Source organism: Spiroplasma endosymbiont of Dactylopius coccus, from assembly GCF_977110965.1.
Genome location: NZ_OZ373019.1, coordinates 1,659,335 through 1,685,102 on the forward strand (window position 1 = coordinate 1,659,335; position 25,768 = coordinate 1,685,102).

A 25,768-nucleotide genomic window follows, 5' to 3' on the forward strand; every position below is an offset into this window, starting at 1 on the left:
TATTATTCCTGCAATTCTTGTAATTTTCATAAATTACCACCACTAATATTCATGTCTTCTCATTTAAAAACATCAATATTTTCATTTCTTGAACATAATAATTGTAATCTTCCACCCTCTTTTATATAAGTACTATATACTGTTACAGTTTGTGGAATACCAGAACCTAACGAATAAACAAAATCAGTAAATGTATAAATATCTGGTAATATTATTTTTTGTTGTCTTGGATTTAAATTAAATCATATACGATATAATTTATTTTCTTTACAATCATATCTAATTTCTTGATTTTTTATACCAGTAGTACTAATATTAAAGGCTACATCTTTTCATTTACCAATTTTTAAATCTTTTATTTTTTTAATTAATTCATTAATAGCACCAGCAATAGTTTTATCACTAGTTTCTAAATTAGCAATTTCAGTACCAAAAGTATTGAGAACAAAAGCATATTGAAATTGTGTTTTATCTATTTTATCTTCTAATTCTTTATCTACTTCTTCTTTTTTATAATAATCAGTTAAATCTGGGATATTTTTATTTAATGTTCTTAAATTAACAGCATCTTGTGGTTGTGTAGGGTCTGCTATATAAACAATTCTAGTATTATTTGAAGTAATAATTCTTTTTTCTTTAGGTTGAATAATATTAGGCGAATTAGGGTCTATTAATCATAATGATTCACCACTTCCACCAGTAGCACTAATAGTATTAGTTTTTTCATCAATTTTAATATTTTCACCAGCAATTAATTTATCTTGTTTTTTATCTAATAAATTATTAGTTTCTAGTTTTGTATAATAATCACGTTCAGTATTTTCTTCTGCTATAAATTCAGTTGGTGTATCTATTCCTTGATATTGATATATTTCTTCTATATCACCAATTAAATTAATTTTTCCACGTTCAGGATAAGAATTACCGCCACCACTAAATTCTTTCTTTTTATTGTTATAGTAAATCGTTCCGGTATTTAAAATTGTTTTATTTTGGATTTGTTCACTATACGTCATGGAATCAACATTTAGCAATTCAAATTTATTAAAAACATTATTTAAATAAATTTTAATTACTTTATAAAATTTCATAAAGTTATTTTCTGTTGAATATTGATAACTGATTTTAATAAAATATCATTTAAATATTTCTATATTATTATTTTCAACTTTTTTTCATAAAGGACTAGTTTCAATATTAAATCAATTATTTTTAACATCATTAATATTTTCATTTGCTTTAATTAATTCAGTATTTAATTTGGTAATTTCATTTTCATTAGTAGTAATTCGTTTTTGTTGTTTAGCCGAAAAATCACAAGTTGGTGCATGAGTAAAATCACCAATTTGTGGATTATTTTGTAATGCTTCGGGTGGTAATGTACCAATTTCATCAGGTCAATCTAAAATCATTGTTTCAGTTTCTTTATCATAATCAGTTGCAACATAACCTTTATTAACAAATTTACTAACAGGACCTCTATATATTTCATTTTCATTATCATCAACTAAATCATCATATAATTTAATTTGTTTTGATAATGTAAATTCTTTTTGCTGTTCAATTAATTCATCAACTTGATTTCTAGTATAAAATGATTTTAAATCAATTTTTTCAACATCTATTTCATCATCATTATAATTTGATAATATTTGTTTTAATTCTGTTAGTCTTGCCAATATTTTCATTCTACTTGGTGCTAAATCTCAAACATTAATTGTAGGAATACTATTTGCACTAAATTGACTACCATTATTAAACTGAATAGTAGCATCAACATTAAATTCAATTGGTGTACGATTAAATACTCAATGTTCAGCGGTTACAAAAACCATATCTCTTAATGTTTCTTTAATTAATTCATCTTTAAAACTATCAAAAGGAAATTTAGATAAAATAAAACCAAGATAAGCATTAATATCATTTTGAGCACGAATAGCAAAAGTTTTAAATCAATCATTAACATTTGGTCATGTTTGTATATATTGCTGTGGTGTTTCTGTAATTTTTCCAGTTAATGGATATCAGTTATTATAATTTTCTAGACTGACACCAGTTCAAAGTTTATTAATCATATTTTATCATTCCTTAAAAAATGCTTTTTTATAATGTTTAGTTTTTGTTTTAGTTTTTCTATGTGATATATGTATAATTTCTTTTTGTAATTTCTTTTTACCTTTTTTTACAACTTGACTATATGCAAATTTTTCTAAATGATGTAATAATCCAGTACCAAATACAGTATTTACTGAAAATTTTAAACCAACACTTTTAAATGATTTATTAATATTTTCAATAGGATTATTAATAACATTTGCTACTTTATGATAAGTTCTTACGATTCTAAATATTTCTCTATATACTTTAAAACTATCTCTAATTATTTGTTGAACAACCGGCGGAGCAAATGCTATTGCTTTTAATCATTTATTTTGATTAACTCCATAACCAATGTATCAACCACTATATCAACGATATCAATGGAATGGATGTATTTGAGCAACAAAAGTTTCTGCTTTAAGAATACTATCAACAACTGTAATTGGTTTATATTTAGGATTACGATAATAAATAGTAATTGCACATTTATCTAATGATAAAGGTTGAATTTTACAACCCATAAATACTGGTGAATTTAATGGAATTAATTGTGCATGTTTAATTGCTCTTTTTTCTGCACTAGTAAATAAATCAGTTGCTTTTTCTTTTAATTTTTTAATTTTCTCAAATGCTTGCTTTTCTAACTTTTCAAATTTTTCTTGTAATTTATATATACTTTCTCGTAATTTTTCAAAATATGATGTATTTTTTCAAAATTTATTTAAACCTTTTTTTAAATAAAATCTAATATCCAAATATTTAAAAATTTTATTTGCATTTAAAACAATCTTATGAATTGAACTTTTTTTAAAATTAAATTTAATAGCATTAGCACGAATTTTTTGTAAATCTAAAATTAAAGTTTTTCCATATCTATTTTCTGTATGTATTGTATGAACTAAATTTAATCAATCATGTTGATTCATAGATAGTACTTTTTTTAAATCAGTATTATATTTTTTTAAAAAATTATTTGCTTTTTCAATATCTTTAATTTTAAACTTTGGAGTTAATTGAGGACTTAATTTTGTTAATGTATTTTGTAATAATAAGTAATCTTTTAACTCTTGTGCTTCTAATTTTTGAAAATTATTTTTATATTGTCTTTCAGCAACATAACCTAAATCTCGTAATACTGTTTCACGATTAGGAGTAAAACTATAATTCATTAAATAACGTTTATTACCAATAATTTTATCTGTTAAAATTTCTTTTCCACTTACTTGACTTATAATTTCTTGTAAGTTTTTTGCTTCTTTAATTCCAACTTGTTCTAATGTTTTAGTTTTTTCTGCTAATTTAATAAATTTAGTAGTACGATAACCACGACTAATTTTATTAAGTCCAGCAAATGCAGGAAGTATATTAAAGAAAGTATTTAATTTTGTTACATTTCCTTTTAAATAATCATAAACTTGATTAATAGTAAAATCAGTTAAAAACTCTACACCAACAGCACTAATACTAGCAATTAAATCACTTGCACCTAATCCAAGTGCTACGCTTTCACTTAATCCACCAGTAAAAGGAGCAAGTGCTACTGCTATAACTTGTACACCAATCATTTCTAAAATTTCTCATCAAAAACTTTTATTTTCTTGTTGGTTACTTGTTCTAGTATGTTTTGGTTTATTTATGTTTAAAAGTATTGCTGTACTAGTTGTACCGATTGGCATGGTATTAATTTCCTTTATTTAAGAGTTATTTTAATTGGATTTGTTGTTCCTTTATAATTTAAGTCATTAACATTTGCAGTAATAGTTATATATAAGTCACCTGCTTTTTGTTTTTGATTACTTACATTAGTTTTTCCTTGTGCGTCACTAAAATATTTAATAGTTGGATTTGTTAAATTTGGATTTAATGATTTAAGTTCATTAGTACTTTTTATTTGTGTATTTAATTCACTATTATTGTTATTAACATTTGCAGTAATATCAGTTGTTAAATTTGTAATTTTAGTTTTTAAATCAGTTTTATCAGTATTAATAATTCCACATGCCATTCAACGTGATGTTGTTTCATTATTAGAAATATAAGGTATGGCTTGACCTGTAACTTCTCCACCAACTAAATACATTCTTCCAACTTTACCATCTGCCACTTCTTGAACATAAATAATTGTATCTTGCAACATATATCTTTTCATTGCTCTTGGTGTTGCTAAAACAAATGACATAATTTCATCATCATTTTTATCATTTTTAAAAGTCATATAGTCATCCATTACAATTTGACATAAAACACCTTTAATATATAAATCATTACCATTTAATCTTAATTGTTGTGCAATTTCATTATCAGTAATTAAACCTTTATTATCTGCCAAATAAACTATACTATCATAAAGAGAATTAGTAATAAAGAATCTACAATTTGCAATATTTCTATATTGAAATAATGTATTTCATGCCCCCAACATTGCTTCTACATATTTAATTGCTTGTGCTTTTGGTTCTGTTGATTTTTCAATCATAAATTTAATTGCATATTTTGCAATTACATTAGTATTGTTATTAGCTAAATAATCTGCTAAATCATTAGCAACTTCATATTGCATACTTTGTAATAAATTTTGACCATTTTCTGCTAATAAATCTTTTGCTGCAATTGTTTCGCCAGCAACGGCTTCTTCTGTAATTTCTTTAATAATTTTATCTGTATCAGCATATCCAACATCTATTCTTTTACTTTTATCATTTCATTGAAGAACTTTAACTTTTGGGTCTTTTGGTTTTTTAACTATAAATTCAATTCTTGTTGAATTAACCATTTCGATAGGAAAAAAACTTGCCCACGGACTATTTGATTGTTTAAAAAATTCTATAAATTCTGGTGCTTCTACTAATTTTTCGGTATTATCTAAATTTTGTTTGAATGGTACTGCCATTTTTTATTTTCCTTCCTTATAATTTATTTTTATTTTTATAATCCAATAATGTACTTTTTATTGAATTTGGTTGATTTGTTATTATTGTTTGTGGTTTGCCACCTGTATTAATTGTTTCTTTAAATACTGGTTGTTCTTTAATCATTTTTTTAATAGTTTCTTCAATTTTTGAATTTTCTATATTACTTGTTTTAAATTTTAAATAATCATAAAATTCAGTTTTAACTTGATATTTTTTAAATATATTAATAATTTCTTTTTCTTTAATTTCTTGATTAAGTTTATTTAACTTATTTTCTGCTTCATTAACTTTATTTTCTATTTCTTGTGAAGAAGCATTATTTTCAGTTAAAGGTTCAGTTGTTTGTTGAACATTATTTTCATTTTCTAACATTTAACATTCTCCTAATCTTATCCCAATAATCAATCTTTAACTAATTGTGGCATTTCACTTATTAGTTTTTTATAATCATTAACAGCATTTTCTAATATATCAATATCAGAAAATTTAAAACAATTTCCTATATCTAAATCAAAATCTCTATCAATTTTGATATTATTTTTTCTATATTTTTCATTAAATTCAATTTTTGTCATATTATTTTTCTCCTTTATTAATTTTTTCATTTAATTTTGCTAATTTTTTTTGATGTTTTATAATTTTGTTATTTGCTCTAACATGTTTTGGAGTTGTAATAAATCTTTTTAATAAAACAATAATTTCTCTGCAAATTAATGTTCCAACACTTGTTCCAATAATTATTAATTCATGTAAAAATTCTTTCATCTCAATATTTTCCTTTCAATTATTTATTTTTTAATTATTCATCAAATTGACCACCATTAATTCTTTCAATCATTGATTGTGAATTACTTATAATTTTTACTAATACAGATATTTCTTTATTTAATTGTTCCATTCTTTCTTTATATGATTGTATTTCTTGATTATAATATTCAATTATTTTTTCTTTATTCATTGCTTTTCACCCCCTTTATAAACTCATGTGATTGTAATCTCAATTTAATGAAGCATTATCAGTATTTAATGGTACTTCGCTCATATTATCACTACCGTATTGACTGGTTGTTTCACTATTAATTGAAAATCTATTATCATTAATTAATCTTGTAGTTTCATTATTAAATGTTGTTTCTTGCATTTCTTCAACATGATGATTTGTTTCCATAGGTAATAAATTATGAATAATTTCAGATGCCCCAGCAATAATGGTAGGTACTGCATAAGCATTATTAAAATTATTATTTATACCCATAGCAACACCAGTACTAATCAAACATCCACCAGTTGCCATATTACAAATTTTTCTTATTGTTTCAAATTTATTAGGTATTAACTCAGTTAATCCACTAATAAGATTTGAAATACCATAAGCATTTAAACTAATATATGTATCTCAATCCATTAATGACTGATTATCTTGTTTATCTAACAATAATCATGGTGGACCCTCAGTTGTAGTTGTAGTAGTTATTGGAGTTGGTGTTGTTGGAATAATAGGATTAATATTATTTTCTGTTCATTTACTATAATTTGCTAAACCGATTGTTCCTAAACCTAGTAATATTTTTTTAGAACTATTAATTAATTTTGTTTTAGTATTTGGTCTTTGATTTAAATTTCAAATATCTAAACCTAATTTTTTACCAAATAATAAACTATTAATTGAACCTAATACTGGATTTGCAATTACTTGACCATAATAAGCACTTGTACCAATCATTGCACAAATAGGACTTATACCAGTTCTAATTAATTTAGTTAATGTATAATTTGATTGATTTTCTATATTTGGCATTATTTAATTTCTCCGTTCATATTCAATAATTTTTCTAAAACATAATTAGTTTTATCAAAATTTATAATAAGTCATTTTTTTGTTTCTGAATGATTGTTAGTAACATTAATTAACTTTTCTATCGTATCGATTAACTCTTTTTTATCTGCTTTATCAAAAATGACTTGTAAAATTTCATCTAACATAATTTAATCTCCTTTATTTGTTTTTATCAGTTCTCTTATAACATCTAATAAGGAATCTACTACATAAGAATTTAATTCAAATTCATAATTTCTAATTTTAATTTTTTCTTTTTGCATTTATTTGTTCTCCTTTAATTTTCTAATTTTTTAATTGTTACTTTAATTCAACCTTGATATACATCATTATCACCAACTATTAATGCAACATTACTTTCGGGGTCAGAAACAATTATGTGTTTTGATTTAACATTTGGGTATTGTCTTAAAATAATTGCTCTAATATCATTACTTGTATGAATTGCTTTTGGAAATGGTGATAATATTTCAATTTCATCTTTATTTTCAAACAAAGTAGGTAATATTATCATTAGTCAAATTCTCCATTTTCTATTTTTTCTTTTATAGTATTAATTGCTAATAATATCCCGTAATGTGTATATTTATCTTGTTCATTTTTAAATTCCATAAAGTGATATTCATTATCAGTTTCCATATTTTTATAATATTGATTTAAATATTTAATTAATTGTTCTTTATTCATTATTTATTCTCCTTATTTAAATAATATCAACCAATTAATAAACTATCTGCTTCATCATGATTTGATATTGTTATATTTCAATTATTAGTTTTTATTATCATTATTTTTAAAACAATTTTGACAATTTGGTCAATTATAATTTTCTTTACAATCATTACACATTTTCATTTAGTTATTTCTCCTTATTATTTTTTGGATGTTGAAATTGAACAGCTAAACAATCATTACAACGAAATATTAATTCAATGCTTACATCTTCATGTTTACAATTAGTCATTAGTTAATTTCTCCGTTTTCTATTTTTTTAATTAATAAACCAAAAATTCCTTTAAAATTTATATTTTTAATATGTTCAAGTAATTTTTCTTTATTAATACAATTTTTATGTCTTGATTTATTAATTTCATCAACTTTAATTCTATGTTCTTTACAGTATGCTCTACCATATTCATCAAATTGCTCTTCTGTTATATTTTCACATTGTATTTGTTCAAAATTTTCATCATGTGGTGGTATTAAACTAGTAAATTTAGTAGTTTGACTAAATGTACATCTATTCATTATTTTTTCTCCTTATTTTCAATTTGATTAGCAATTTCATTTAATATTTTCAATACTTTATATTCATTTTTTAATTCTTTAATAATAAATATTAAAAATATTATTAGTGTTATACTTGTTATTAATATCGGTACTATTAATAAAATTTTTCATAATATCATTTTTTACTCTTTTCATTTTTTAAATCATTTAACATTAATTGAACAAAATGCACGATTTTTAGGAATATTTAAAGTATTAAAGATTTCACCAGTTACTATAATTTCATCGTTTTTGTTTAATAAAATACAGCGTCTATAAAGTTTTGGTTTATTAAAAATTAAAGTAACATAGTTTAATCCATTTCATTGACCACGAACACTATAATATAATTCTTTATTACCTTTTTCGTAATATTTTGCTTCAATAGTGTTACTAAGTTTTACTGTTAATTTGACATAATTTGTTTTATCTTTCATTTTTATAATTTCCTTAAATAATTGTCAAAAATTAATATTTTTTTATGATTTTTTAAATAATATTGAATATGCTTATATGCATCTTGTTCATGTTTTGTTAATTTTATATTTCCTTTATAATTTGTTATTTTATTTTTATTTTTTGGTTGGTTTTCTAGATAATCTCAATTCATAACATCTTGTACTAATACCATTAATGAACCAATAATTTTAGGAGTTGCTAATGGATTAGTTAATAATTGTTTTGAATTTAAAAAGAAATTTTCTACAATAACTAATATTTTTTTATCAATAAATTTTTCTTTAATTAATTGAAATTTTTCTTTATAAATATTTTTAGTTCATAAAACAGTTAATGTATTGAATGTTTCATTAAAAACAATATTATTAGTTTCATTTGAATATATAACAATTCCATTATTACCAATACCAGCAGGGTCAATTCCAATAATTAATTCATATTTCATTATTAATCAAATTCTCTGCATTGTATTTTATTAATTAAAATTTTAATAATATCAATTGAACCTTTTAATTTATTTAAATAATATATGTCTTTTTCTTTATTATATTGTTCTATATCACTATCTAAAATTAAATTTAATCAACTAATTAATTTTTGTTTATCCATATTTATACCTCCTACTTAACCTAATATTTAAAATACAGTCATAACAAATTGCTTTACTATTTTTATCTCTTAAAAAATATTTTCTTGTTTTTATATCATTAGTATTAAAGAATAAATAATCTAATTTATGTTGTTTACATGTTCAACAAAAATACTTTTTCATAATAATTCTTTCTAATATATTCTGTTCCTTCTAGCATAAAGAATATATATTTTGATTTTTATATTATTAATACTATTAGTTTTATTCATTCCAGAAATTCTGGGCTCAAAAATAAATTGTGAAATTTTAAAAAACATTGAGGCATTCGATTCAATATTTATTTAATTTGTGTTAAACAAATTAATATTTTAATTGAACCGGCACCGCTCAATTTTTTTTACAAGTTTGAAATTTATTTTCTCGCCCAAAAATTTTTTCAAAAAAAATAAAAAATAAAACCAACACTTGCTCACTGGGGAGTGGCAAGGTTGGTTAAATAAAGAATAGAATTAATACAATAGGTCCCTACAACAGGTCTATATATACTAGTTTCCAATTCGCTCCCACCCCAAGAATTACCATTACTGGTTAATATATTTTATTAGGTATCACTCCACTTTTTATTTATTCATGCAAGTCCACATGCTCTAGCTACTATTTTTAACAACTGTGTTGTAGTTCACTTTTTTAGTTCCCTAACACGTGTTGATAATAGCGTTAAAGAGGGTTATTAATTATTAACTTTCTCCTACTTGGTCACTGCGTGTAGTAGATATTTAAAGAGTGTTAATAATAAAAATTTTAAAATTTTACAATTACAAAAAAAAGACAAGATTTTTATTCTCGTCTTTTGTCATTTATTTTTAATTCAAGGGTAAAAAAAGAAAGGAGCTATTTTTAAAACTTTTTAGTTACCGACATCTTCGGTACGCTCCCAAATTTGAAGATAGAATTAATCTTAACTAGTACTTTGTAAAACAAAGATACACAGATTTCTAAAAGCCTCATTTTAAAATTAGTTTAAATATGAAAAATTATATAAGTTAAGGTTAATGATAATATCATTAACCTTAAATTTCATTAACAACTGTTAAAATCATAGGTAACTTACCAGTTTCTTTTTTAATATAATCTTGTAAGTCATTTTTCATTTTAGTCTTAACTTCACTAAGACTAAAAGCATTATTAGTTTTATATTTTTCAATAACATTAATAATAATGTTTTGCAATTTTTTCAACATTTCTTCATTATTAGTTAAATAAACAACACCACGCATTTGTGCATCAATTAAAGAAATAATTTCTTTAGTTTTACGATTTATTGTCACTCCTGTAATTAAAATACCATCACGTTGTAATTGTTTTCTTTCACTAATAACAATGGAACCAATATCACCAACACCAATACCATCTACATATACATCACCAGTTTTTATTAAGTTATCTGTTGTTTTATTAGTAGCATTTTTATCATTAAAACGAGAAGGACGTGCAACATACTGTTTAACAAAATTATCAATTAATTTACCATTTTCAAAAGTAATAACTTCACCATTATCATGAATTAAAGCATTGTTATGTAATACACCAGCATCAATGGCTGCTGCTTGTGCTGCTACAAAATCTTTATATAAACCTTTAACTGGTAAAAAATATTTTGGTTCAATAATATTAACCACTAACTTAATATCTTCATAAGAAGCATTTAAACTTCAAGCTTGTTTTTCTGATATATTAATAACTTTAACATCAGTACGTGCTAAGTCATCTAATAAGGCTGCATGAGCCAATTCATTTCCTGGAATTGGTGGAGTTGCTAAAATTATTGTATCTTGGGATTCAAGTTTTAAATAATCATCATTACCAATAGCAATTTTATTCATTCTAGTAAATAAACGCTCACCACTACCAGTAACAATAATTACTGTATCTTTAGTACCAATTGTTTGTGCTAAATTAATAATTTGTGATTTATCAATATTGAAAGCGTTTAAATCATTAACTTTTAATAAAATATCATATAAAGTTGCACCATAAACTGCAATTTTACGTTTAGAGTCAGTTTCTTTAATAGCATTAAGAATTTCACTAACACGATATAAATCTTGATCATAACATGCAAGAATAACTCTTCCTGGTGCTTCTTTTAATACTGGTTCAATAATAGTTTGAATTTTATGCTTAGGAGCCGTAAAAGCTTTTCTATTGGCGCATGTTGCTTCACTAATTAATAATAAAACATCATTTTTAGAAACACTAGCTAAATGTTGAATATCAGTAGTAAAATCACTACGATGTTCACCATCAAAAATATAATCACCCGTATAAACAATTGTTTCATTTAATTTAATATTTTCACCATTATTTACAGTTAGAACAAAACCTAAACTACCTGGAATTGAAGTAGTTGTTTTAAATGTTTTAACAACAACATTACCAAATGATACTTTTTGTTCAGGTTCAATAGTTTTAATTATAATTTCATTTTGATTAATAAAACGAAAACGTTCTAATTTCTGCTTAATCATAAAATCAGTTAGTTTACTAGTAAAGATTGGAACTTTATACTCGGGTTTTATTTTATTAAAATCTTTTAAAATATAAGGTAGTGCTCCAAAAGCATCATCAGATGGTTTTGAAATAAATATACCTTGAATACGATGTTTATTTTCTTTTAAATATGTATAATCTGGAATAATAATATCAATTCCTAAAATTTCTCTTTCTGGGAGTCTAATGCCGGCATCAAATACAAATATCTTATCATTTACTTCAACAACATATAAGTTTTTACCACGTTCATCTAATCCACCCAGAGCAAATACTTTTATCTTTGCCATGTTTTCACCAGTTTTCTACTTTCTTTATTTTTATTTTATAAAATTTAATATCTTAGAAGAACATAAAAATTAAAACTTTAACTTAAATTCCCAAGATGCTGCTATATTATGTTATTAGTATTTTAACACTAATTTAATAATAAAACTGTAATTAATTTTCATTAAAAATAGTTTCAAATTATTTATCAATAATTTCTAAGCTAAGCTTACTATTATCTTCAACTTTAATTACTCGAACTTTAATTATATCATTGATTTTAACGACATTATTTAAATTATCAATACGTTTATTAAATTTTTTTGAAAATTCTGAAATATGAATTAAACCATCAATCTTATCTTGTAAATTAACAAAAACACCAAAATTAACAATTTTTACAACTTTACTATCAAATTCAGAACCGATTTTAATTTGAACAGGATTAACAATACTTTCAATAATTTGTCAAGCTTTATCAATGGCTGATTGTTCATTATGATAAATCATCAATCGTCCATCATCTTCAATATCAATTTTAACATTATCACAGTCGGTAATAATTTTATTAATAACTTTCCCGCCAACACCAATAATATCACGAATTTTATCAATTGGAATTAACTTTTGAATAATTTTTGGAGCATTAGGTGCCAATGTAGTTCTAGGTTTTTTAATTACTTCATTCATGTTTGCTAATACTTGTAATCTCGCAATTCTGGCTTTTTCTAAAGCTTGTGTAATAATATTAAAATCAATACCAGTAATTTTAATATCCATTTGTAAAGCACAAATACCATTAGCTATTCCCGCCACTTTAAAATCCATATCACCTAAGTGATCTTCTAATCCTTGAATGTCAGTTAAAATTGTAAAATCTTTTTCTTCTTTAATTAAACCCATGGCAATACCAGCAATTGCAGCTCTAATCGGTACACCACCAGCCATTAATGCCATTGATGAAGCACAAATTGCTGCTTGTGAAGTTGAACCATTTGATGCTAATACTTCTGATACTAATCTAATTGTATAAGGAAAATCTTTTTCAAGAGGAATAATTTGTAATAATGCTTTTTCACCAAGGGCGCCATGACCAATCTCACGTCGTGAAGGAACACCCATTCTTCCGGTTTCACCAACAGAAAATGGAGGAAAATTATAATGATGAATAAAACGTTTATACTCTTCTTTACCTAATCCATCAATAATTTGATGTTCCGCAAGTGCACCCAAAGTTAAAACTGATAAAACTTGTGTTTCACCACGAGTAAACATTGCACTACCATGAACAATAGGTAAAACATCAATCATACTTGTTAATTTTCTAATATCATCTGCTTTTCGTCCATCAACTCGTACATTATTTTTTAAAATCATAGTACGCATTGCTTTTTGTAATAATTGATCAATACTTTTGCGTAAATTATGAATAGTTGTTTCTTCACCAGCATTTAAAACTTCTTGATTAAATTTATTTTTAAAACTTTGAAATGTTTCTTCAACTAAATTTTTAATCAAGTTACTTCGACTTTTTTTATCAACAGTAGTACTAATTTTACTAATTTGTGATTGACAATTTGTTTCTACAAATTGTTCAATATTAACAGGAATTAATGCTAACTGTGGTTTAAATTTATTTGGTTTTAATTTTTCAATGATACTTTCTTGAAAAATTATTAATTTAATAATATGTTCATGTGCAAATTTTAATGCTTTAATCATATCTTTTTCTAAAATATCATGACATCCAGCTTCAACCATATTGATGGCATCTTTTGTTCCACCAACAATCAATTCCATTTTTGAATTTAATAACTGCTCTTGTGTTGGATTAAGGACAAGTTCATCATTTATTTTACCAACAACAACAGTAGCACTAGGACCCTGAAATGGCAAACTACTTAATCCTAAAGCAAGTGAAGTACCAAAAGCTGCATTTACTCTAACATCACAAGCATCATCTAACGCAAAAACATTATTTACAACTTGCACTTCATTAACAAAACCTTTTGGAAATAATGGACGGATTGAACGATCAATTAATCTAGCACATAGTGTTGCATATTCACTAGGTCGACCTTCACGCTTTAAAAAACCACCTGGAATCTTACCAACTGAATATAACTTTTCTTGAAAAACTATTTGTAATGGAAAAAAATCTTGATTATTAATAACTTCATTATATGATACAGTTGTTAATACAACTGTATTTCCATAAGTAATTTTTACTGATTTTTCTGCTAAATTAGCCATTGTACCTAATTCAACAATTAATTCATATTTTCCTTCTTTAAAAAGGAATTTTTCTTTTAACATTATTTACTCCTTAGCTTCCATTTTTTGTCGCAACTATGAGAATTATAGCATAATAAAATGTTAAAATAAGTTATAGAACAATTTTATTTTAGGAGGTCATAACTTATGTTTAAACATAAAATACAAAATGAAATTTTAATTTCAAATAAAGACTTTGATAAAATTAAAAATAAAGCTTTAATTATTGATGTTCGTGATGTTGCTGAATATCAAATTTTAAAAAAAATAACAAATGATAATGGTGAACTTAATATTGTTAATATTCCTTACTATGATTTGATTAAAAATCCTAGTAAATATATTGAAAACAAAAATCAAGTGATTATAACTATTTGTAATGTAGGAAATCGTTCAACTGCTGCTGCACTAACACTCAGAGAATTGGGCTATACTAACACTTATGTTTTAATTAATGGTATTTATGGATATTACAAAAAATAACTTATTTCTCATTATTTAATTTAATAAGATCATTAATAACAATACTTAAATTATTACAATAAGTTCCTAAGACTAAACTAACACTATCGTCTTGGTCTAAAATACCACGATTTTTAATTTTTTTAAGATTATTAAAATTAATTTTTGAATGATCAATAATCTCTACCTTAATTTTATTTGCTGTTGCTGTTGTCTCTTTAATATTATCAATTCCCCCTAAATCAACAATAAAATTTTGTAATTTAAATGGGAATTTTTGTGGTTTATTAATAGGTTTTGAATTACTTTCTTGTTGATTGCGTAATTTTTTAGCTCTACTAACATTTCATATTCAAATCCCAATACTAGCCACAGCAAATAACAATGCAATAACTAATAATACTATTTGTCAAATTGGCATGATTACCTTCCTTAATTAATATATTTTTAAATATTTTCTTAATCTTCTTGAATAAAAGCTTTTTTTACTTTAGCAAGTAAAGAATAATGATTAAGTCGATATTCTAAAACTTGTAACGTTAATTCTGATAATTTAATTGTTACCTTATCATTTAGTTTATCATTAAAATCAAAAGTATCAACAATTAATTTTCCAAAATCGCTCAATTTACTATCTTTTTGAATATTTTTCAAAGTAATTTCATGATTTTCATCCAAAATTAGTGGTGAATTTAAACTGCGATAACTATTATTAGCTACTGGAGCAATTTCATGAAATTGCATTAAGTTATGATTTGAAATTAAAACAGCACCACCAAGTGATTTCATTAAACCCGTCGAACCAGTTCTTGTTGCAATAACTAAACCAGAACCACGAAAGTTTTCAAATAATTGATTATTAATTAACACTTGACATGAAAGAGTTGTTGTTAAATTAACAAATTTAACTTCATTAATAGCATATAAAATCTTATTATTAATATTTACTTCTAATAATGAAAATTTATTTACTATTAAATTATTATCATTTTTATCAATTCACATTAATACTTTGTCAACTTCTGTGTTTAAAAAGTTTTCATAAAAACCAAGATTACCACATTTAAAACTAACAAACTTAATAGTATTGAGTATATTATTATAATCATGAACAGCTTTTAAAAATGTTCCATCACCGCCAATAATAAAAACAATATCTGGAAAAGAAGTATCTTCAAGTGCTTTAAGGGCCAATAACTTGGCCCTTAATTCCTTAGCTAATGATTGAGAATTCTCATATTTATTAGCAATAATTGTAAATTTATAATTTTTCATCATGTACTCCAATCATATTTCAATTAAAATATTTCACAAGAATCTTCAAATTCGTTTTCAATAGAACCACGTAAAAATAATTCAATCTCATCTTCATTATAACCAATTTGAATACGTTGTTTATTTTCTTGAACAATAATTGGACGTTTTAAAACAGTTGGTGAAGTTTTAATTAAATCAAAAACTTGTAACATTGTTAACTTTTCAATATTAATAGCATGTGTTTTAATAAACTTTGCTCTTGTTGAAATAATATCACCAACACCATTTGGTACAAATCTTAATAATAATTTAATTTCAGTATCGGTCAATGGATTATGGATAATATTACGTTTAATATATGGAATTTTATGTTTATCAAAAAATTGAATAACTTTTTTTGAAGACAAACAACTTGGCGAAACATATATTTTAATCATGACAATACCCCTCTTTGCTTTTAGACTACATTTGATTTAAATACTCTTTTTTAAAATTAATATTTTTTTATCTTTAAAAAATAAAAGTTAATAAACTCTACATTACTATAATAATATATATTTCCACACTATCTTTGACCAAACTTAGAAAATAAGTACATGAAAGACTTTTTCCACTATATCCTTCACCCACATATTATATCATATTATTTTTTGAAAAATAGATACTTTTATTCCTTAAATTTTATAAAAAAATTTAACATATATTTTAAATTTATGAAAATTACAAGAATTGCAGGAATAATATTATGTTTTTTAAAATAATAAAAATTATTTTAGGTTTAATAGGAGTTTTATTATCTTCTGCTGTTGCTGGTTTAATTATATTTATTATAGTAAAAATTGTATTAAAAATTAATCAAATATTTTAAAAAAAGGTGGTGAATATTATGTTAGGTAGATTTTTAAGAAGAGATAAAAGCACTAATAATGAAGAAAAAACTAAATTAACTTTTTTAAAAGGTAAAAGTACACATGCTTCTATTTTAAGTTATTTTGGTTTTAATGATTTTAATCATGAAACATATTTTACTGATTTTGTAGCAGAAAATAATGCTAATTTATATAATGCTCCACTAGATATTAACAATGAAACTATTAAGCAGTATTTAATTCAACAAGAATTTTATAGAAAAAATTGAAATTCTATTTTTAAATTAAGTAAATTGGGAATTAGTGGTTATTTAATTTTTATTGCAAATGATGACTTATATTTTCAAGTAGTTGATATACAACAAAGAGTTTATGATATTACTGGTAAATTAATTCAATGTACTATTTTTTATGATAGTTATGAACAAAATGCACAAATTGTAAGAACCTGTTTAGGATCTTTTTTAACTTATTTTTGATTAAATTAATATCATAAATGTTATTTTATAGTTGAAAAATAAATTTTTAATCGATAAGTTGTCAAATGATAAAATCTTTTTAACAAAAAAATGACAAAGAAAATAAAATGTTAATTAACTGTCAGGTTAGAAATAATTATTCCCTTTTTTAGTTTAATTATGTTTAAAAGATTCCAAACAGGTTCTAAGATTATTTGAAGTTTATACATTAAATAATGAACAAGTAACTATTAATCGTGCAATTTATAGTGTTAATGATAGCAAAAAACAATTTCCACTAGATTTTAAATCGTTCATTAATAACCCTAATTTAGCACAAGAACAAATACTAAATATTAACTATATACCAATAGCAATTATGCGAAATAAAGCAAATGAATTAGCAGATTGTAATAAAGTAATGGATAAAATTAAAGCATTAGATGTTATTTATGAACAAATTGTTTTAGATACAATTTTAAACTCACCAAAGTTTATTTTTAATTCAACTTATGGTAATGTAAAAGATTTATTAGAAGATGCTGTAAGAATATTAGTTACTAAAAATTATATTTTTAAAAGTGGCGGAGATAATAATGAACAAAATGAAAATATCAATATGACAAGTAGTAATTTTAAAGGTAAGAATTTAACAGATATATATGATTGAAATGTTAATGAAATATTTAAACGTTGTGGCATTCATATTCCAAGTCAAAAGAAATCTGCACAACAATCAGTACCAGAAAGTACAGCTGTAAATATTTCAACTATTAATTATATTGAACAAAAGTTATGACAATTTAATATTGATATTCTTAAATTTATTCAAATATTAGTACGTTTAGATAAAGATTTATTAAATAGTAAAACATTTAACATTAATGATGAACAAGAAATTAATAATTTAACAGTGAGATTAAAATTATTTAATCCCGAAAATAACCAATTAATAGGAGAAAACAATGGACAATCAAAACAACAAACCACAAACGAAGTTTCCACAGAAACAAACTAAACTTAATCAAGCAGAAGTAGAAAATGATTATTTAATTGACAATATTCCTTATGACTTTACTAATCTTATGAGTAGCAAAGGTGACCCTGAGCTTAAAAGAGCATATGATGAATTTAAACTAAGAACTTTATATATTTATGAAATTGAACGTTTATTTAAAAATAATGAAAATAATAATTTAAGATTTTCAGCAAATACTATTAAAATTGGTTTTATTGATATTGATAAAGTATTAAAAACTACTGCTGCTGAAACATCAGACTTTACTATGCAATTAAATCAAAGAGCAAGTACAAATATTAATGATAATACTATTGAATATAGTATGACTGATATTAAAAATTTAATATTTCAAGAAATAAATTTATTAAATCAATTTAAGTTATATGCTGTATCTATTAATGAACCATTAACTGAAAATAATATTGATAATTTATATATCATTAATAACTATTCTCAACCTTATCAAAATCCAAAAACAAGAAGTACTAAAAGTATTACTATTATTAAAATTAAAGATTTTAAAACAAGAGATGGTTATCCAATTATTATTAAATTACAAAAACCATTAGACAAAGATACAAAAGTAATTGGTTTAAAAATTAAAGCCCCTAGAAGCATGATTTTCGGCAATATAAAGGTACTTGGTGAAGTTGACAATATGGAAGTATACCCAAAGTTATTTGTTAAAGATAAGATAGCATTTCCGCTATTATCAATGCCTATTGAAATTCAACCAAAAGTTAGAATATTACAACAATGATTTAGTGAACAAATATTACCATGAAATTTAGCAAAACAATTTATAGGACAAGAAAAATCAGTTTTAGATTTGATTAAAATTAGTACTGGAACTGAAACAAGAAGAGAAGTTATTAAAAACGCAAGAGTTACACATGCTTGATTAGGATATGAGTTTAGTAATGTTTTAGGTGGTAAATGACCACTAAAAAGTCAAAAAGAATTAAAAGATAAAGAAGTTTGAGATTTTGTAGGTGAAAGTCAATTTTATCAATATGTTGCAACTAATAATAGATTTGATGATATTGAAATTGAAATTAAAGATGCACCAACTAATGATAGTTTACAGCAACTTTTATTAGATATGCTAAGTTTATACATATAACTATAATAGAAATTTTGAAGGTGCTACATATGAAGACAAAAATGGTAAACCAAAAAATGAAATAGCAAAATTACGAGCAAAATTTGAAGGACAAAAGCCCGAAGATGTTATTACTAATTTATTTAAACAATGAAAATTAGATTATCCAAATTATATTAATTTAAAACAAATAAAAATTTTCAAGCAAATATTTATCATGTTATCAGAATATATTTATTCAATATTATCAATAAATAAAGGTTTGAATGATGATAATAAAATTTTATTACCTTATTATTTCGAATTAAAATCAAGTCCAATACATCCTACACCTGATGATATTTGACAATTTAAAGATGTAAAAGTAATATTAAAATTTGCATATTTTGATTTTACAGATATCAATAATATTAAATTAACAAATAATGATATTAGTCAAAATGAATTATTTAAATTAGATGATAATCAATTTAATTGATTATCTATTACAAATGAATTAGAAACAAATAACATACCTTCATTAATTCCTGCTGATTGAACATTAGGTAATGGTGAATATGGAAAATATTTTACAAGAGTAATTATTGAAAAAATTAAACTTGAAAATTTATTAAATTTATATGGTTCAAATAAATCCCAATTATTTTCTAAATTAGAATTTTATAAAGAAATTTCAAAAATTGATAATAATAATGAATTTGAATTACAAATTGAAAATCCAATTACTAACTTAAATCGAGTTGAGATTAGTGGTATTTTTGGTGCTGGTAATTATGATTTACTTTTAATAACTAATAAACAAGAAATAAACTTACAAAATATTAATTTATTTGATAAATATAATGAAAATGTTTCTTATATAAATTTAGAAATTTAATTATCAAAATATCCATCAGGATAAATACCATCTCATTTTATATCAGTACTATCAAGCGGTTTAATACCAAAATATAAACTTATTTTATATTTGTCTTTTGTTTTATATGACCATATTGTTGATTTAGTCCCCCCCAGTAGACTGTATAGTCATGTCCTAAATATGATTTATAACCATTAGTTTGATTATGTGCTAGTGAACCAATTATTAAACCAGTTACTCCACTTATAGCACCAGTTAGTGCTAATGCTAATGTTATTTTACTTAAATTTGTTTTTATTCATGTTTTCATATTAAATTTCTCCTTTTTTCCTTAATTTTACTTATAAATTGTACTATTTTTCATTATTTTTACAAGTATGCTTTTAAATGCAAAATAACGCCTAAATTAAAGGCGTTTATTTTGTGATACCTATACTATTAATTATATTGAAATTGTTTATTATATTTTAAATATGAAAGTGGTTTTTTAAATAATTTTTATTTTATTTAAAATTACACTTATATATTTATATAATAATTAAGTAAATTAATTTTTTAAATATATTTACAATAAATTTAGATTTTTTAAAATAGTTAGGAGAAGTAAATTTGAATTTTAATTATAAATGAAATTTTAGAGAACAATATGCCAAAATTGATAAACTAGTTTTAGAACATATAACAAATAAATTAGAAAAATGAGATTGAAGAATATTTAAAACAAGAGATAAAAAGAAATATAAAATTGTTGATTATCAATATCGAACAAGAAAAACATTATATGGAATGGTGGAATGGCAACACTTTTTAGGACTATTTTTTGGTAGACACTTGTTCTTGATATTTGATAGGAGTTAAGTAGTTTAAAGTGCTGTGGATTCTTATGTTGTTGTATCAATTGATATAATCAAATAATTCTAATTTTAATTGGATTAATGATGTAAAATTTTTATCATTAATAAATTCAGTTTTGAAAGTTTTAAAAGTTGCTTCAGCAACAGCATTATCATAAGGACAACCTTTTTTGCTTAAAGATCGAGTAATATTGAATGCTAATAAAAGATTATTAATAATTTTATTGTTAAATTCATTACCTCGATCACTATGAAATATTTGGATATCTTTTAAACAGCGATTTGATTGCATAAATGCTTGATATACTAGTAATGCATCTTTTTTAACTCCAACACTATGTCCAATAATTTCGCGGTTAAATAGGTCTATTAATAGGCAAATATAGTTTCATTTACCATTAACTTGAACGTAAGTTAAATCACTAACAATAACTTCATTTTTAACCCTATTATTAAAGTTTCTATTAACAAGATTGGTTATTTGACTATTATTGACTTTATTATGATGATTTTTGAATGATAATTTAGTGTATTTTGATATTAAATTATGCTTATTCATAATTTCTTTAATTTTTCTGCGTGATAAATAAATTTCTTGGTTTTCTAAAATTTTTTTTAATCTTCTAGTACCATAAACTTCTTTATTTTCTTTAAAAGCACTAATAACAGCTTCATCATACTGGAATGGCAACACTTTTTAGGACTATTTTTTGGTAGACACTTGTTCTTGATATTTGATAGGAGTTAAGTAGTTTAAAGTGCTGTGGATTCTTATGTTGTTGTATCAATTGATATAATCAAATAATTCTAATTTTAATTGGATTAATGATGTAAAATTTTTATCATTAATAAATTCAGTTTTGAAAGTTTTAAAAGTTGCTTCAGCAACAGCATTATCATAAGGACAACCTTTTTTGCTTAAAGATCGAGTAATATTGAATGCTAATAAAAGATTATTAATAATTTTATTGTTAAATTCATTACCTCGATCACTATGAAATATTTGGATATCTTTTAAACAGCGATTTGATTGCATAAATGCTTGATATACTAGTAATGCATCTTTTTTAACTCCAACACTATGTCCAATAATTTCGCGGTTAAATAGGTCTATTAATAGGCAAATATAGTTTCATTTACCATTAACTTGAACGTAAGTTAAATCACTAACAATAACTTCATTTTTAACCCTATTATTAAAGTTTCTATTAACAAGATTGGTTATTTGACTATTATTGACTTTATTATGATGATTTTTGAATGATAATTTAGTGTATTTTGATATTAAATTATGCTTATTCATAATTTCTTTAATTTTTCTGCGTGATAAATAAATTTCTTGGTTTTCTAAAATTTTTTTTAATCTTCTAGTACCATAAACTTCTTTATTTTCTTTAAAAGCACTAATAACAGCTTCATCATACATATTATTTTTGATTTTATTTTCTTTTTTCTTTAAGTTAAAATAATATGTTGATTTAGATATTTTCAAAAAACGACACATTGTGCGAATTTTATATTTAACTTTATTTTTAGCAATAATTTCTACTTTCTGCCTATTATTAGTGCTGCTTGCTTTAAAATATCATTTTCCATTCTTAATTGTTTTAATTCTTTTCTTAATTTAATTAATTCATTTTCTTCAACAGAACGATTATCTTTAGTTTTAAAACTACCTGAATTAGTAAATTGCTTAATTCAATTATAAGTAGCTGCTCTTGTAACATTGTACTCTTTAGCAAGACAAGACACTGACTTACCGCTTTGATATAAAGCTACTATTTGTTTTTTAAATTCATCTGAATATGAGTTAATATTGGCCATAATTATACTTCCTTTCTTTTCACTAATTTGTTCACTTGTCTACGTAATTAGTGTCCAATAAAGTGTAACCCATCCATTACTAATATGTAACTAAGTTAAGATAACAAAAGTATCTTAATTATAAATATACATAAAACAAAAAAATGTCAATAAATATGACAAAATAGATATTAGTAAAAATATGCGGTAATTACTAATATCCATTAACCATTATATATATATATACATATATATATACAAGTGTTTTATATAAAATTAATGTAAAATTCTTTTCTTGCTTTCAATAAATATTTTTTCAACTTTATTACCAAAAACTTTATCTAAAAAATTCAACAATTTTTCTTTTTTAAATGTCCATGGGTCAAACTGCTTAACCGCATTTCTACAACGTACACTATCAATTGAAATATAATTATTATAATCAGTAAAACTATCATTTTTAATAGTAGTATCAAAACTACCACCAAAAAGCATAGTACGACCAAAAGTATCAATCTTTTTCTTAAAAAACATTGAATTTATTGCCTTAATTGAAGCGTCAATTAAACGTTGATACAACATTACTTTTTGACCTTTAATAACCTTAGGTCAAGTACAATTACGTGAAAAAGCATAAGCACGAACACCTAAATCAAACATATTTTGAGATTTCATATTATTTTGAACTTTAACAACATATTTTGCTAAATACTTAACTACATTTTCATTAGTACCTTTTTGAACAACTCTTACATCATTAATACCAAATGGTCATCATTGTGGCAACATACTTTTATGTATTCTATTAAAAAGTATATGGAAATGAACTGCACCACGTTTTTGATACTCATAAACATAAAGATATTTTAACTCACCTAAATATTTTGCACGCTTAGGATTATTTCATCACTTTTTCAAACGTTTAAAAAATAAAGCAATATGATATTTTGCCAGTTTAACATCTTTCATATTTTCAGCATAAGTTAAAGTAACAAAACTTAAAACTTTACTATCATAAAAATTATGATAAGCACGATGAATAAGATTAGTCTTAGTACGAATAGTACTATTTTTTAATTTCTTACCATTAATTCCTAAATTTTTAATACCTTGTACATTACGTTTATTACTTAAAATTGCTTCCATAGGTAAAACTACATTTTTAACATAACAACCATAAAATGTTTTTTTTAATATAAAAATTTTCTTCCATATATAAAACTCCGCATATTTATTATTAATCTTACATATTATTATCACTTAATATATTATCACAAAAAAATAAAAATTATTTAAAAATAAAAACTCGGGGGTGAATTGTGTTACTTAATTGAATTGTGTTACTTAATATATTTTGTATAATTATATCATTTTCACAAAAAAAGCAAAATTTTTAATTATTAAATAATAATTGTTATAAACTAATAACATGAACAGCAAAACTAATTGCTTCTTCATATTTATTAAAAAGAAAAAATAAACGTTTATTTTGAAAATTAATTTCAATACCAATATATTTTTGTTTATTTTTTATATAATTATTTTTTTCTCAAAAAAATGTAATACTTTTAACATTAACTAATGGTATTATTTGTAGTTCAAAAGAATCAATAAAATAAAGATTATTTCGTGAAATTAACAAGTCTATTTGATTTAAAGGTATAAAATCTGATGATTTGATAAGATTAATGTCTTTAATTTTATAACGTAAAAATAATTTTTTGGCATCACTATATTCAGTTTTTAAAAGAATATTTTGGCCAGAAATCTTATTAAGATCTTCATACTTTCCCAAAATGACTTTGTCACTATAATAAATATCTTCTTTAATTTTTTCTATTGAAACTGGTAATTCTTTAGTATTTATTTTTTTTAATTTTAAATATTTATATAAAGTATTTATATCTTTAGTAATTTTTAATATTTTCTTTTGTTTATTTTTTTTAATTAATAAAATTAGTGCAATTAATAAAATCAATATTGTTGTGCATGCAATAATAATTAAAATTATTCATCAATTCATAGTATTATCTCCTTTTTTAATACTGTTATCTAATTATTATCTAATAATTTTATCATTAAAACTATTAAAAATAGTTGATGGTTTATTTGTTAAAATCTCACCTGCTACTCTATACCTTAAGTTAGGCAAGTTTATATTATGATAATCGTTAATTGGTTGTTCATTACTTAAATTACAACTTGTAGCTACTAAAGGCCCTGTTAATTTAATTAATTTTTGAATAAAATGTGAAGCACTAACTCTAATTGCTATTGTCTTTTTATTTATTCAATATGATGTGTTTAAACTAGGTTGTTTTAAAACTATAACAGTAACTTTACCAGCACTAAAATTATTTATTAAAAATGACTGTAATTGATCGCTAATTATACCAATGCTTTTAGCTTGTTCTCAACTAGCAACTAAAATTGGCAGTTCTTTAGTATAATCACGTTTTTTTATTTGATAAATTTTATTAATAGCTTTGTCATCATTAAATTTACAAACAAGACCATAAATTGTATCTGTTGGTAAAGCAACCACTTCGCCATTAGCAATGATTTGACTAATTTCTTTAATTTGATTTTGCTGTAAAGTTATCATGAAAACACCACTATAAATTTTAACTAAATTATACACCTATTATTTTAAATATAATAGTTGTTTCAAAATAATGAATAAAAAACTTATAAATGATATTTGTAATTTAAAATAAACCTTAAAATTACTAATTAAAGATTGGAAAATCATTCATTAATGGTTTAATGATAAAAAATTTAATAATAATGATTTTACAAAAATGTGGAATGGCAACACTTTTT

35 protein-coding genes are annotated in these 25,768 nt (G+C 23.3%); 7 read left to right on the forward strand and 28 right to left on the reverse strand.

Annotated elements, in window-relative coordinates; translation table 4 throughout:
• Positions 1-2 precede the first annotated feature (2 nt).
• From ACXUB0_RS10520 to ACXUB0_RS10610, 19 genes are all read right to left on the reverse strand, one after another.
• Positions 3-2,075: a hypothetical protein gene (locus tag ACXUB0_RS10520; RefSeq protein ID WP_458258623.1), complete on the reverse strand. Its 2,073-nt coding sequence runs from the start codon at positions 2,073-2,075 to the stop codon at positions 3-5.
• A gap of 3 nt (positions 2,076-2,078) precedes the next feature.
• Entirely contained in the window at positions 2,079-3,776 is a 1,698-nt protein-coding gene (locus ACXUB0_RS10525) for a hypothetical protein (RefSeq protein ID WP_458257527.1), read from the reverse strand.
• A 14-nt stretch (positions 3,777-3,790) separates the two neighbouring features.
• Positions 3,791-4,990: a hypothetical protein gene (locus tag ACXUB0_RS10530; RefSeq protein ID WP_458257497.1), complete on the reverse strand. Its 1,200-nt coding sequence runs from the start codon at positions 4,988-4,990 to the stop codon at positions 3,791-3,793.
• A gap of 16 nt (positions 4,991-5,006) precedes the next feature.
• On the reverse strand, positions 5,007-5,384 hold the full coding sequence (locus ACXUB0_RS10535) for a hypothetical protein (protein WP_458257496.1): 378 nt from the start codon (positions 5,382-5,384) through the stop codon (positions 5,007-5,009).
• 17 nt (positions 5,385-5,401) lie between these two features.
• Positions 5,402-5,587, reverse strand: coding sequence for a hypothetical protein (locus ACXUB0_RS10540; protein ID WP_458257413.1), 186 nt, complete (start codon positions 5,585-5,587; stop codon positions 5,402-5,404).
• Position 5,588: 1 nt separating this feature from the next.
• Positions 5,589-5,777, reverse strand: coding sequence for a hypothetical protein (locus ACXUB0_RS10545; RefSeq protein ID WP_174481134.1), 189 nt, complete (start codon positions 5,775-5,777; stop codon positions 5,589-5,591).
• A gap of 34 nt (positions 5,778-5,811) precedes the next feature.
• Positions 5,812-5,970, reverse strand: a complete 159-nt coding sequence (locus ACXUB0_RS10550) for a hypothetical protein (RefSeq protein ID WP_458257360.1) — start codon at positions 5,968-5,970, stop codon at positions 5,812-5,814.
• Positions 5,971-5,985: 15 nt separating this feature from the next.
• Positions 5,986-6,810 (reverse strand): hypothetical protein, encoded by an 825-nt coding sequence (locus ACXUB0_RS10555; RefSeq protein WP_458257494.1) that lies wholly within the window; start codon positions 6,808-6,810, stop codon positions 5,986-5,988.
• Positions 6,810-6,995, reverse strand: a complete 186-nt coding sequence (locus tag ACXUB0_RS10560; RefSeq protein WP_458257493.1) for a hypothetical protein — start codon at positions 6,993-6,995, stop codon at positions 6,810-6,812. Before ACXUB0_RS10560 ends, ACXUB0_RS10555 begins: the two co-directional genes overlap by 1 nt.
• 131 nt (positions 6,996-7,126) lie before the next feature.
• The gene (locus ACXUB0_RS10565; protein WP_174480108.1) at positions 7,127-7,363 is read right to left on the reverse strand and encodes a hypothetical protein; all 237 of its coding nucleotides are present in this window, start codon (positions 7,361-7,363) and stop codon (positions 7,127-7,129) included.
• On the reverse strand, positions 7,363-7,536 hold the full coding sequence (locus ACXUB0_RS10570) for a hypothetical protein (protein ID WP_458257492.1): 174 nt from the start codon (positions 7,534-7,536) through the stop codon (positions 7,363-7,365). The genes ACXUB0_RS10565 and ACXUB0_RS10570 overlap by 1 nt, the downstream gene beginning before the upstream one ends.
• A complete protein-coding gene (locus ACXUB0_RS10575) occupies positions 7,536-7,691 on the reverse strand; it encodes a hypothetical protein (protein WP_458257491.1) in 156 nt (51 codons plus the stop codon). The genes ACXUB0_RS10570 and ACXUB0_RS10575 overlap by 1 nt, the downstream gene beginning before the upstream one ends.
• Positions 7,692-7,812: 121 nt before the next feature.
• A complete protein-coding gene (locus ACXUB0_RS10580) occupies positions 7,813-8,097 on the reverse strand; it encodes a hypothetical protein (protein WP_458257490.1) in 285 nt (94 codons plus the stop codon).
• The gene (locus ACXUB0_RS10585; RefSeq protein ID WP_342266587.1) at positions 8,097-8,258 is read right to left on the reverse strand and encodes a hypothetical protein; all 162 of its coding nucleotides are present in this window, start codon (positions 8,256-8,258) and stop codon (positions 8,097-8,099) included. The genes ACXUB0_RS10580 and ACXUB0_RS10585 overlap by 1 nt, the downstream gene beginning before the upstream one ends.
• A 3-nt stretch (positions 8,259-8,261) precedes the next feature.
• On the reverse strand, positions 8,262-8,555 hold the full coding sequence (locus ACXUB0_RS10590; protein WP_458257489.1) for a hypothetical protein: 294 nt from the start codon (positions 8,553-8,555) through the stop codon (positions 8,262-8,264).
• A 2-nt stretch (positions 8,556-8,557) separates the two neighbouring features.
• Positions 8,558-9,022, reverse strand: coding sequence for a hypothetical protein (locus ACXUB0_RS10595; protein ID WP_458257488.1), 465 nt, complete (start codon positions 9,020-9,022; stop codon positions 8,558-8,560).
• Positions 9,023-9,024: 2 nt separating this feature from the next.
• Positions 9,025-9,186 carry a hypothetical protein gene (locus ACXUB0_RS10600; RefSeq protein ID WP_458257487.1) on the reverse strand — a complete coding sequence of 54 codons (162 nt, stop codon included), beginning with the start codon at positions 9,184-9,186 and terminating at the stop codon, positions 9,025-9,027.
• 1,053 nt (positions 9,187-10,239) lie between these two features.
• Entirely contained in the window at positions 10,240-12,009 is a 1,770-nt protein-coding gene (locus ACXUB0_RS10605; RefSeq protein ID WP_458258624.1) for a ribonuclease J, read from the reverse strand.
• 178 nt (positions 12,010-12,187) lie between these two features.
• Positions 12,188-14,302 (reverse strand): polyribonucleotide nucleotidyltransferase, encoded by a 2,115-nt coding sequence (locus tag ACXUB0_RS10610; RefSeq protein ID WP_458258625.1) that lies wholly within the window; start codon positions 14,300-14,302, stop codon positions 12,188-12,190.
• Positions 14,303-14,407: 105 nt separating this feature from the next.
• Between ACXUB0_RS10610 and ACXUB0_RS10615 the strand changes: the two genes are divergently transcribed.
• Entirely contained in the window at positions 14,408-14,743 is a 336-nt protein-coding gene (locus ACXUB0_RS10615; protein WP_458258626.1) for a rhodanese-like domain-containing protein, read from the forward strand.
• Position 14,744: 1 nt separating this feature from the next.
• Here the strand turns inward: ACXUB0_RS10615 and ACXUB0_RS10620 are convergent, their stop codons facing one another.
• From ACXUB0_RS10620 to ACXUB0_RS10630, 3 genes are read right to left on the reverse strand one after another with little or no spacing between them, the layout of a single operon-like run.
• Complete coding sequence (locus tag ACXUB0_RS10620; protein WP_458258627.1) at positions 14,745-15,143, reverse strand: hypothetical protein; 399 nt, start codon at positions 15,141-15,143, stop codon at positions 14,745-14,747.
• Between the two features lie 38 nt (positions 15,144-15,181).
• Positions 15,182-15,997, reverse strand: a complete 816-nt coding sequence (locus ACXUB0_RS10625) for an NAD(+)/NADH kinase (RefSeq protein WP_458258628.1) — start codon at positions 15,995-15,997, stop codon at positions 15,182-15,184.
• Positions 15,998-16,020: 23 nt separating this feature from the next.
• Positions 16,021-16,416 carry a Spx/MgsR family RNA polymerase-binding regulatory protein gene (locus ACXUB0_RS10630; RefSeq protein ID WP_174481244.1) on the reverse strand — a complete coding sequence of 132 codons (396 nt, stop codon included), beginning with the start codon at positions 16,414-16,416 and terminating at the stop codon, positions 16,021-16,023.
• Between the two features lie 308 nt (positions 16,417-16,724).
• Between ACXUB0_RS10630 and ACXUB0_RS10635 the strand changes: the two genes are divergently transcribed.
• The 5 genes from ACXUB0_RS10635 to ACXUB0_RS10655 all read left to right on the forward strand — a co-directional run bounded on the left by ACXUB0_RS10635 (position 16,725) and on the right by ACXUB0_RS10655 (position 20,306).
• Positions 16,725-16,847, forward strand: coding sequence for a hypothetical protein (locus ACXUB0_RS10635; protein WP_255495889.1), 123 nt, complete (start codon positions 16,725-16,727; stop codon positions 16,845-16,847).
• A gap of 18 nt (positions 16,848-16,865) precedes the next feature.
• The gene (locus ACXUB0_RS10640) at positions 16,866-17,336 is read left to right on the forward strand and encodes a hypothetical protein (RefSeq protein WP_458258629.1); all 471 of its coding nucleotides are present in this window, start codon (positions 16,866-16,868) and stop codon (positions 17,334-17,336) included.
• Between the two features lie 349 nt (positions 17,337-17,685).
• Positions 17,686-18,324, forward strand: a complete 639-nt coding sequence (locus ACXUB0_RS10645) for a hypothetical protein (protein WP_458258630.1) — start codon at positions 17,686-17,688, stop codon at positions 18,322-18,324.
• Positions 18,272-19,450 (forward strand): hypothetical protein, encoded by a 1,179-nt coding sequence (locus tag ACXUB0_RS10650; RefSeq protein ID WP_458258631.1) that lies wholly within the window; start codon positions 18,272-18,274, stop codon positions 19,448-19,450. The genes ACXUB0_RS10645 and ACXUB0_RS10650 overlap by 53 nt, the downstream gene beginning before the upstream one ends.
• Positions 19,451-19,646: 196 nt before the next feature.
• Complete coding sequence (locus ACXUB0_RS10655) at positions 19,647-20,306, forward strand: hypothetical protein (RefSeq protein WP_458258632.1); 660 nt, start codon at positions 19,647-19,649, stop codon at positions 20,304-20,306.
• A gap of 79 nt (positions 20,307-20,385) precedes the next feature.
• On the opposite strand, the gene ACXUB0_RS10660 is transcribed toward ACXUB0_RS10655, so the two are convergent.
• On the reverse strand, positions 20,386-20,598 hold the full coding sequence (locus ACXUB0_RS10660) for a hypothetical protein (protein WP_458257755.1): 213 nt from the start codon (positions 20,596-20,598) through the stop codon (positions 20,386-20,388).
• Positions 20,599-20,897: 299 nt separating this feature from the next.
• Between ACXUB0_RS10660 and ACXUB0_RS10665 the strand changes: the two genes are divergently transcribed.
• Positions 20,898-21,146: a hypothetical protein gene (locus ACXUB0_RS10665; RefSeq protein WP_458258633.1), complete on the forward strand. Its 249-nt coding sequence runs from the start codon at positions 20,898-20,900 to the stop codon at positions 21,144-21,146.
• Here the strand turns inward: ACXUB0_RS10665 and ACXUB0_RS10670 are convergent.
• The 5 genes from ACXUB0_RS10670 to ACXUB0_RS10690 all read right to left on the reverse strand — a co-directional run bounded on the left by ACXUB0_RS10670 (position 21,102) and on the right by ACXUB0_RS10690 (position 25,550).
• The gene (locus tag ACXUB0_RS10670) at positions 21,102-21,836 is read right to left on the reverse strand and encodes an IS3 family transposase (RefSeq protein ID WP_458258634.1); all 735 of its coding nucleotides are present in this window, start codon (positions 21,834-21,836) and stop codon (positions 21,102-21,104) included. The genes ACXUB0_RS10665 and ACXUB0_RS10670 overlap by 45 nt on opposite strands.
• Before the next feature lie 9 nt (positions 21,837-21,845).
• Positions 21,846-22,966, reverse strand: a protein-coding gene (locus ACXUB0_RS10675; protein ID WP_458257450.1) for an IS3 family transposase whose coding sequence is annotated in 2 segments (ribosomal slippage) — positions 21,846-22,723 and positions 22,723-22,966 — 1,122 coding nt in all. Because the reading frame shifts where the segments join, the coding sequence is not laid out codon by codon here.
• Between the two features lie 255 nt (positions 22,967-23,221).
• Complete coding sequence (locus ACXUB0_RS10680) at positions 23,222-24,091, reverse strand: rolling circle replication-associated protein (RefSeq protein WP_458258635.1); 870 nt, start codon at positions 24,089-24,091, stop codon at positions 23,222-23,224.
• Positions 24,092-24,359: 268 nt separating this feature from the next.
• Positions 24,360-24,968: a hypothetical protein gene (locus ACXUB0_RS10685; protein WP_338958323.1), complete on the reverse strand. Its 609-nt coding sequence runs from the start codon at positions 24,966-24,968 to the stop codon at positions 24,360-24,362.
• A gap of 36 nt (positions 24,969-25,004) precedes the next feature.
• Positions 25,005-25,550, reverse strand: a complete 546-nt coding sequence (locus ACXUB0_RS10690) for an L-threonylcarbamoyladenylate synthase (protein ID WP_252319343.1) — start codon at positions 25,548-25,550, stop codon at positions 25,005-25,007.
• Positions 25,551-25,768: the final 218 nt, after the last annotated feature.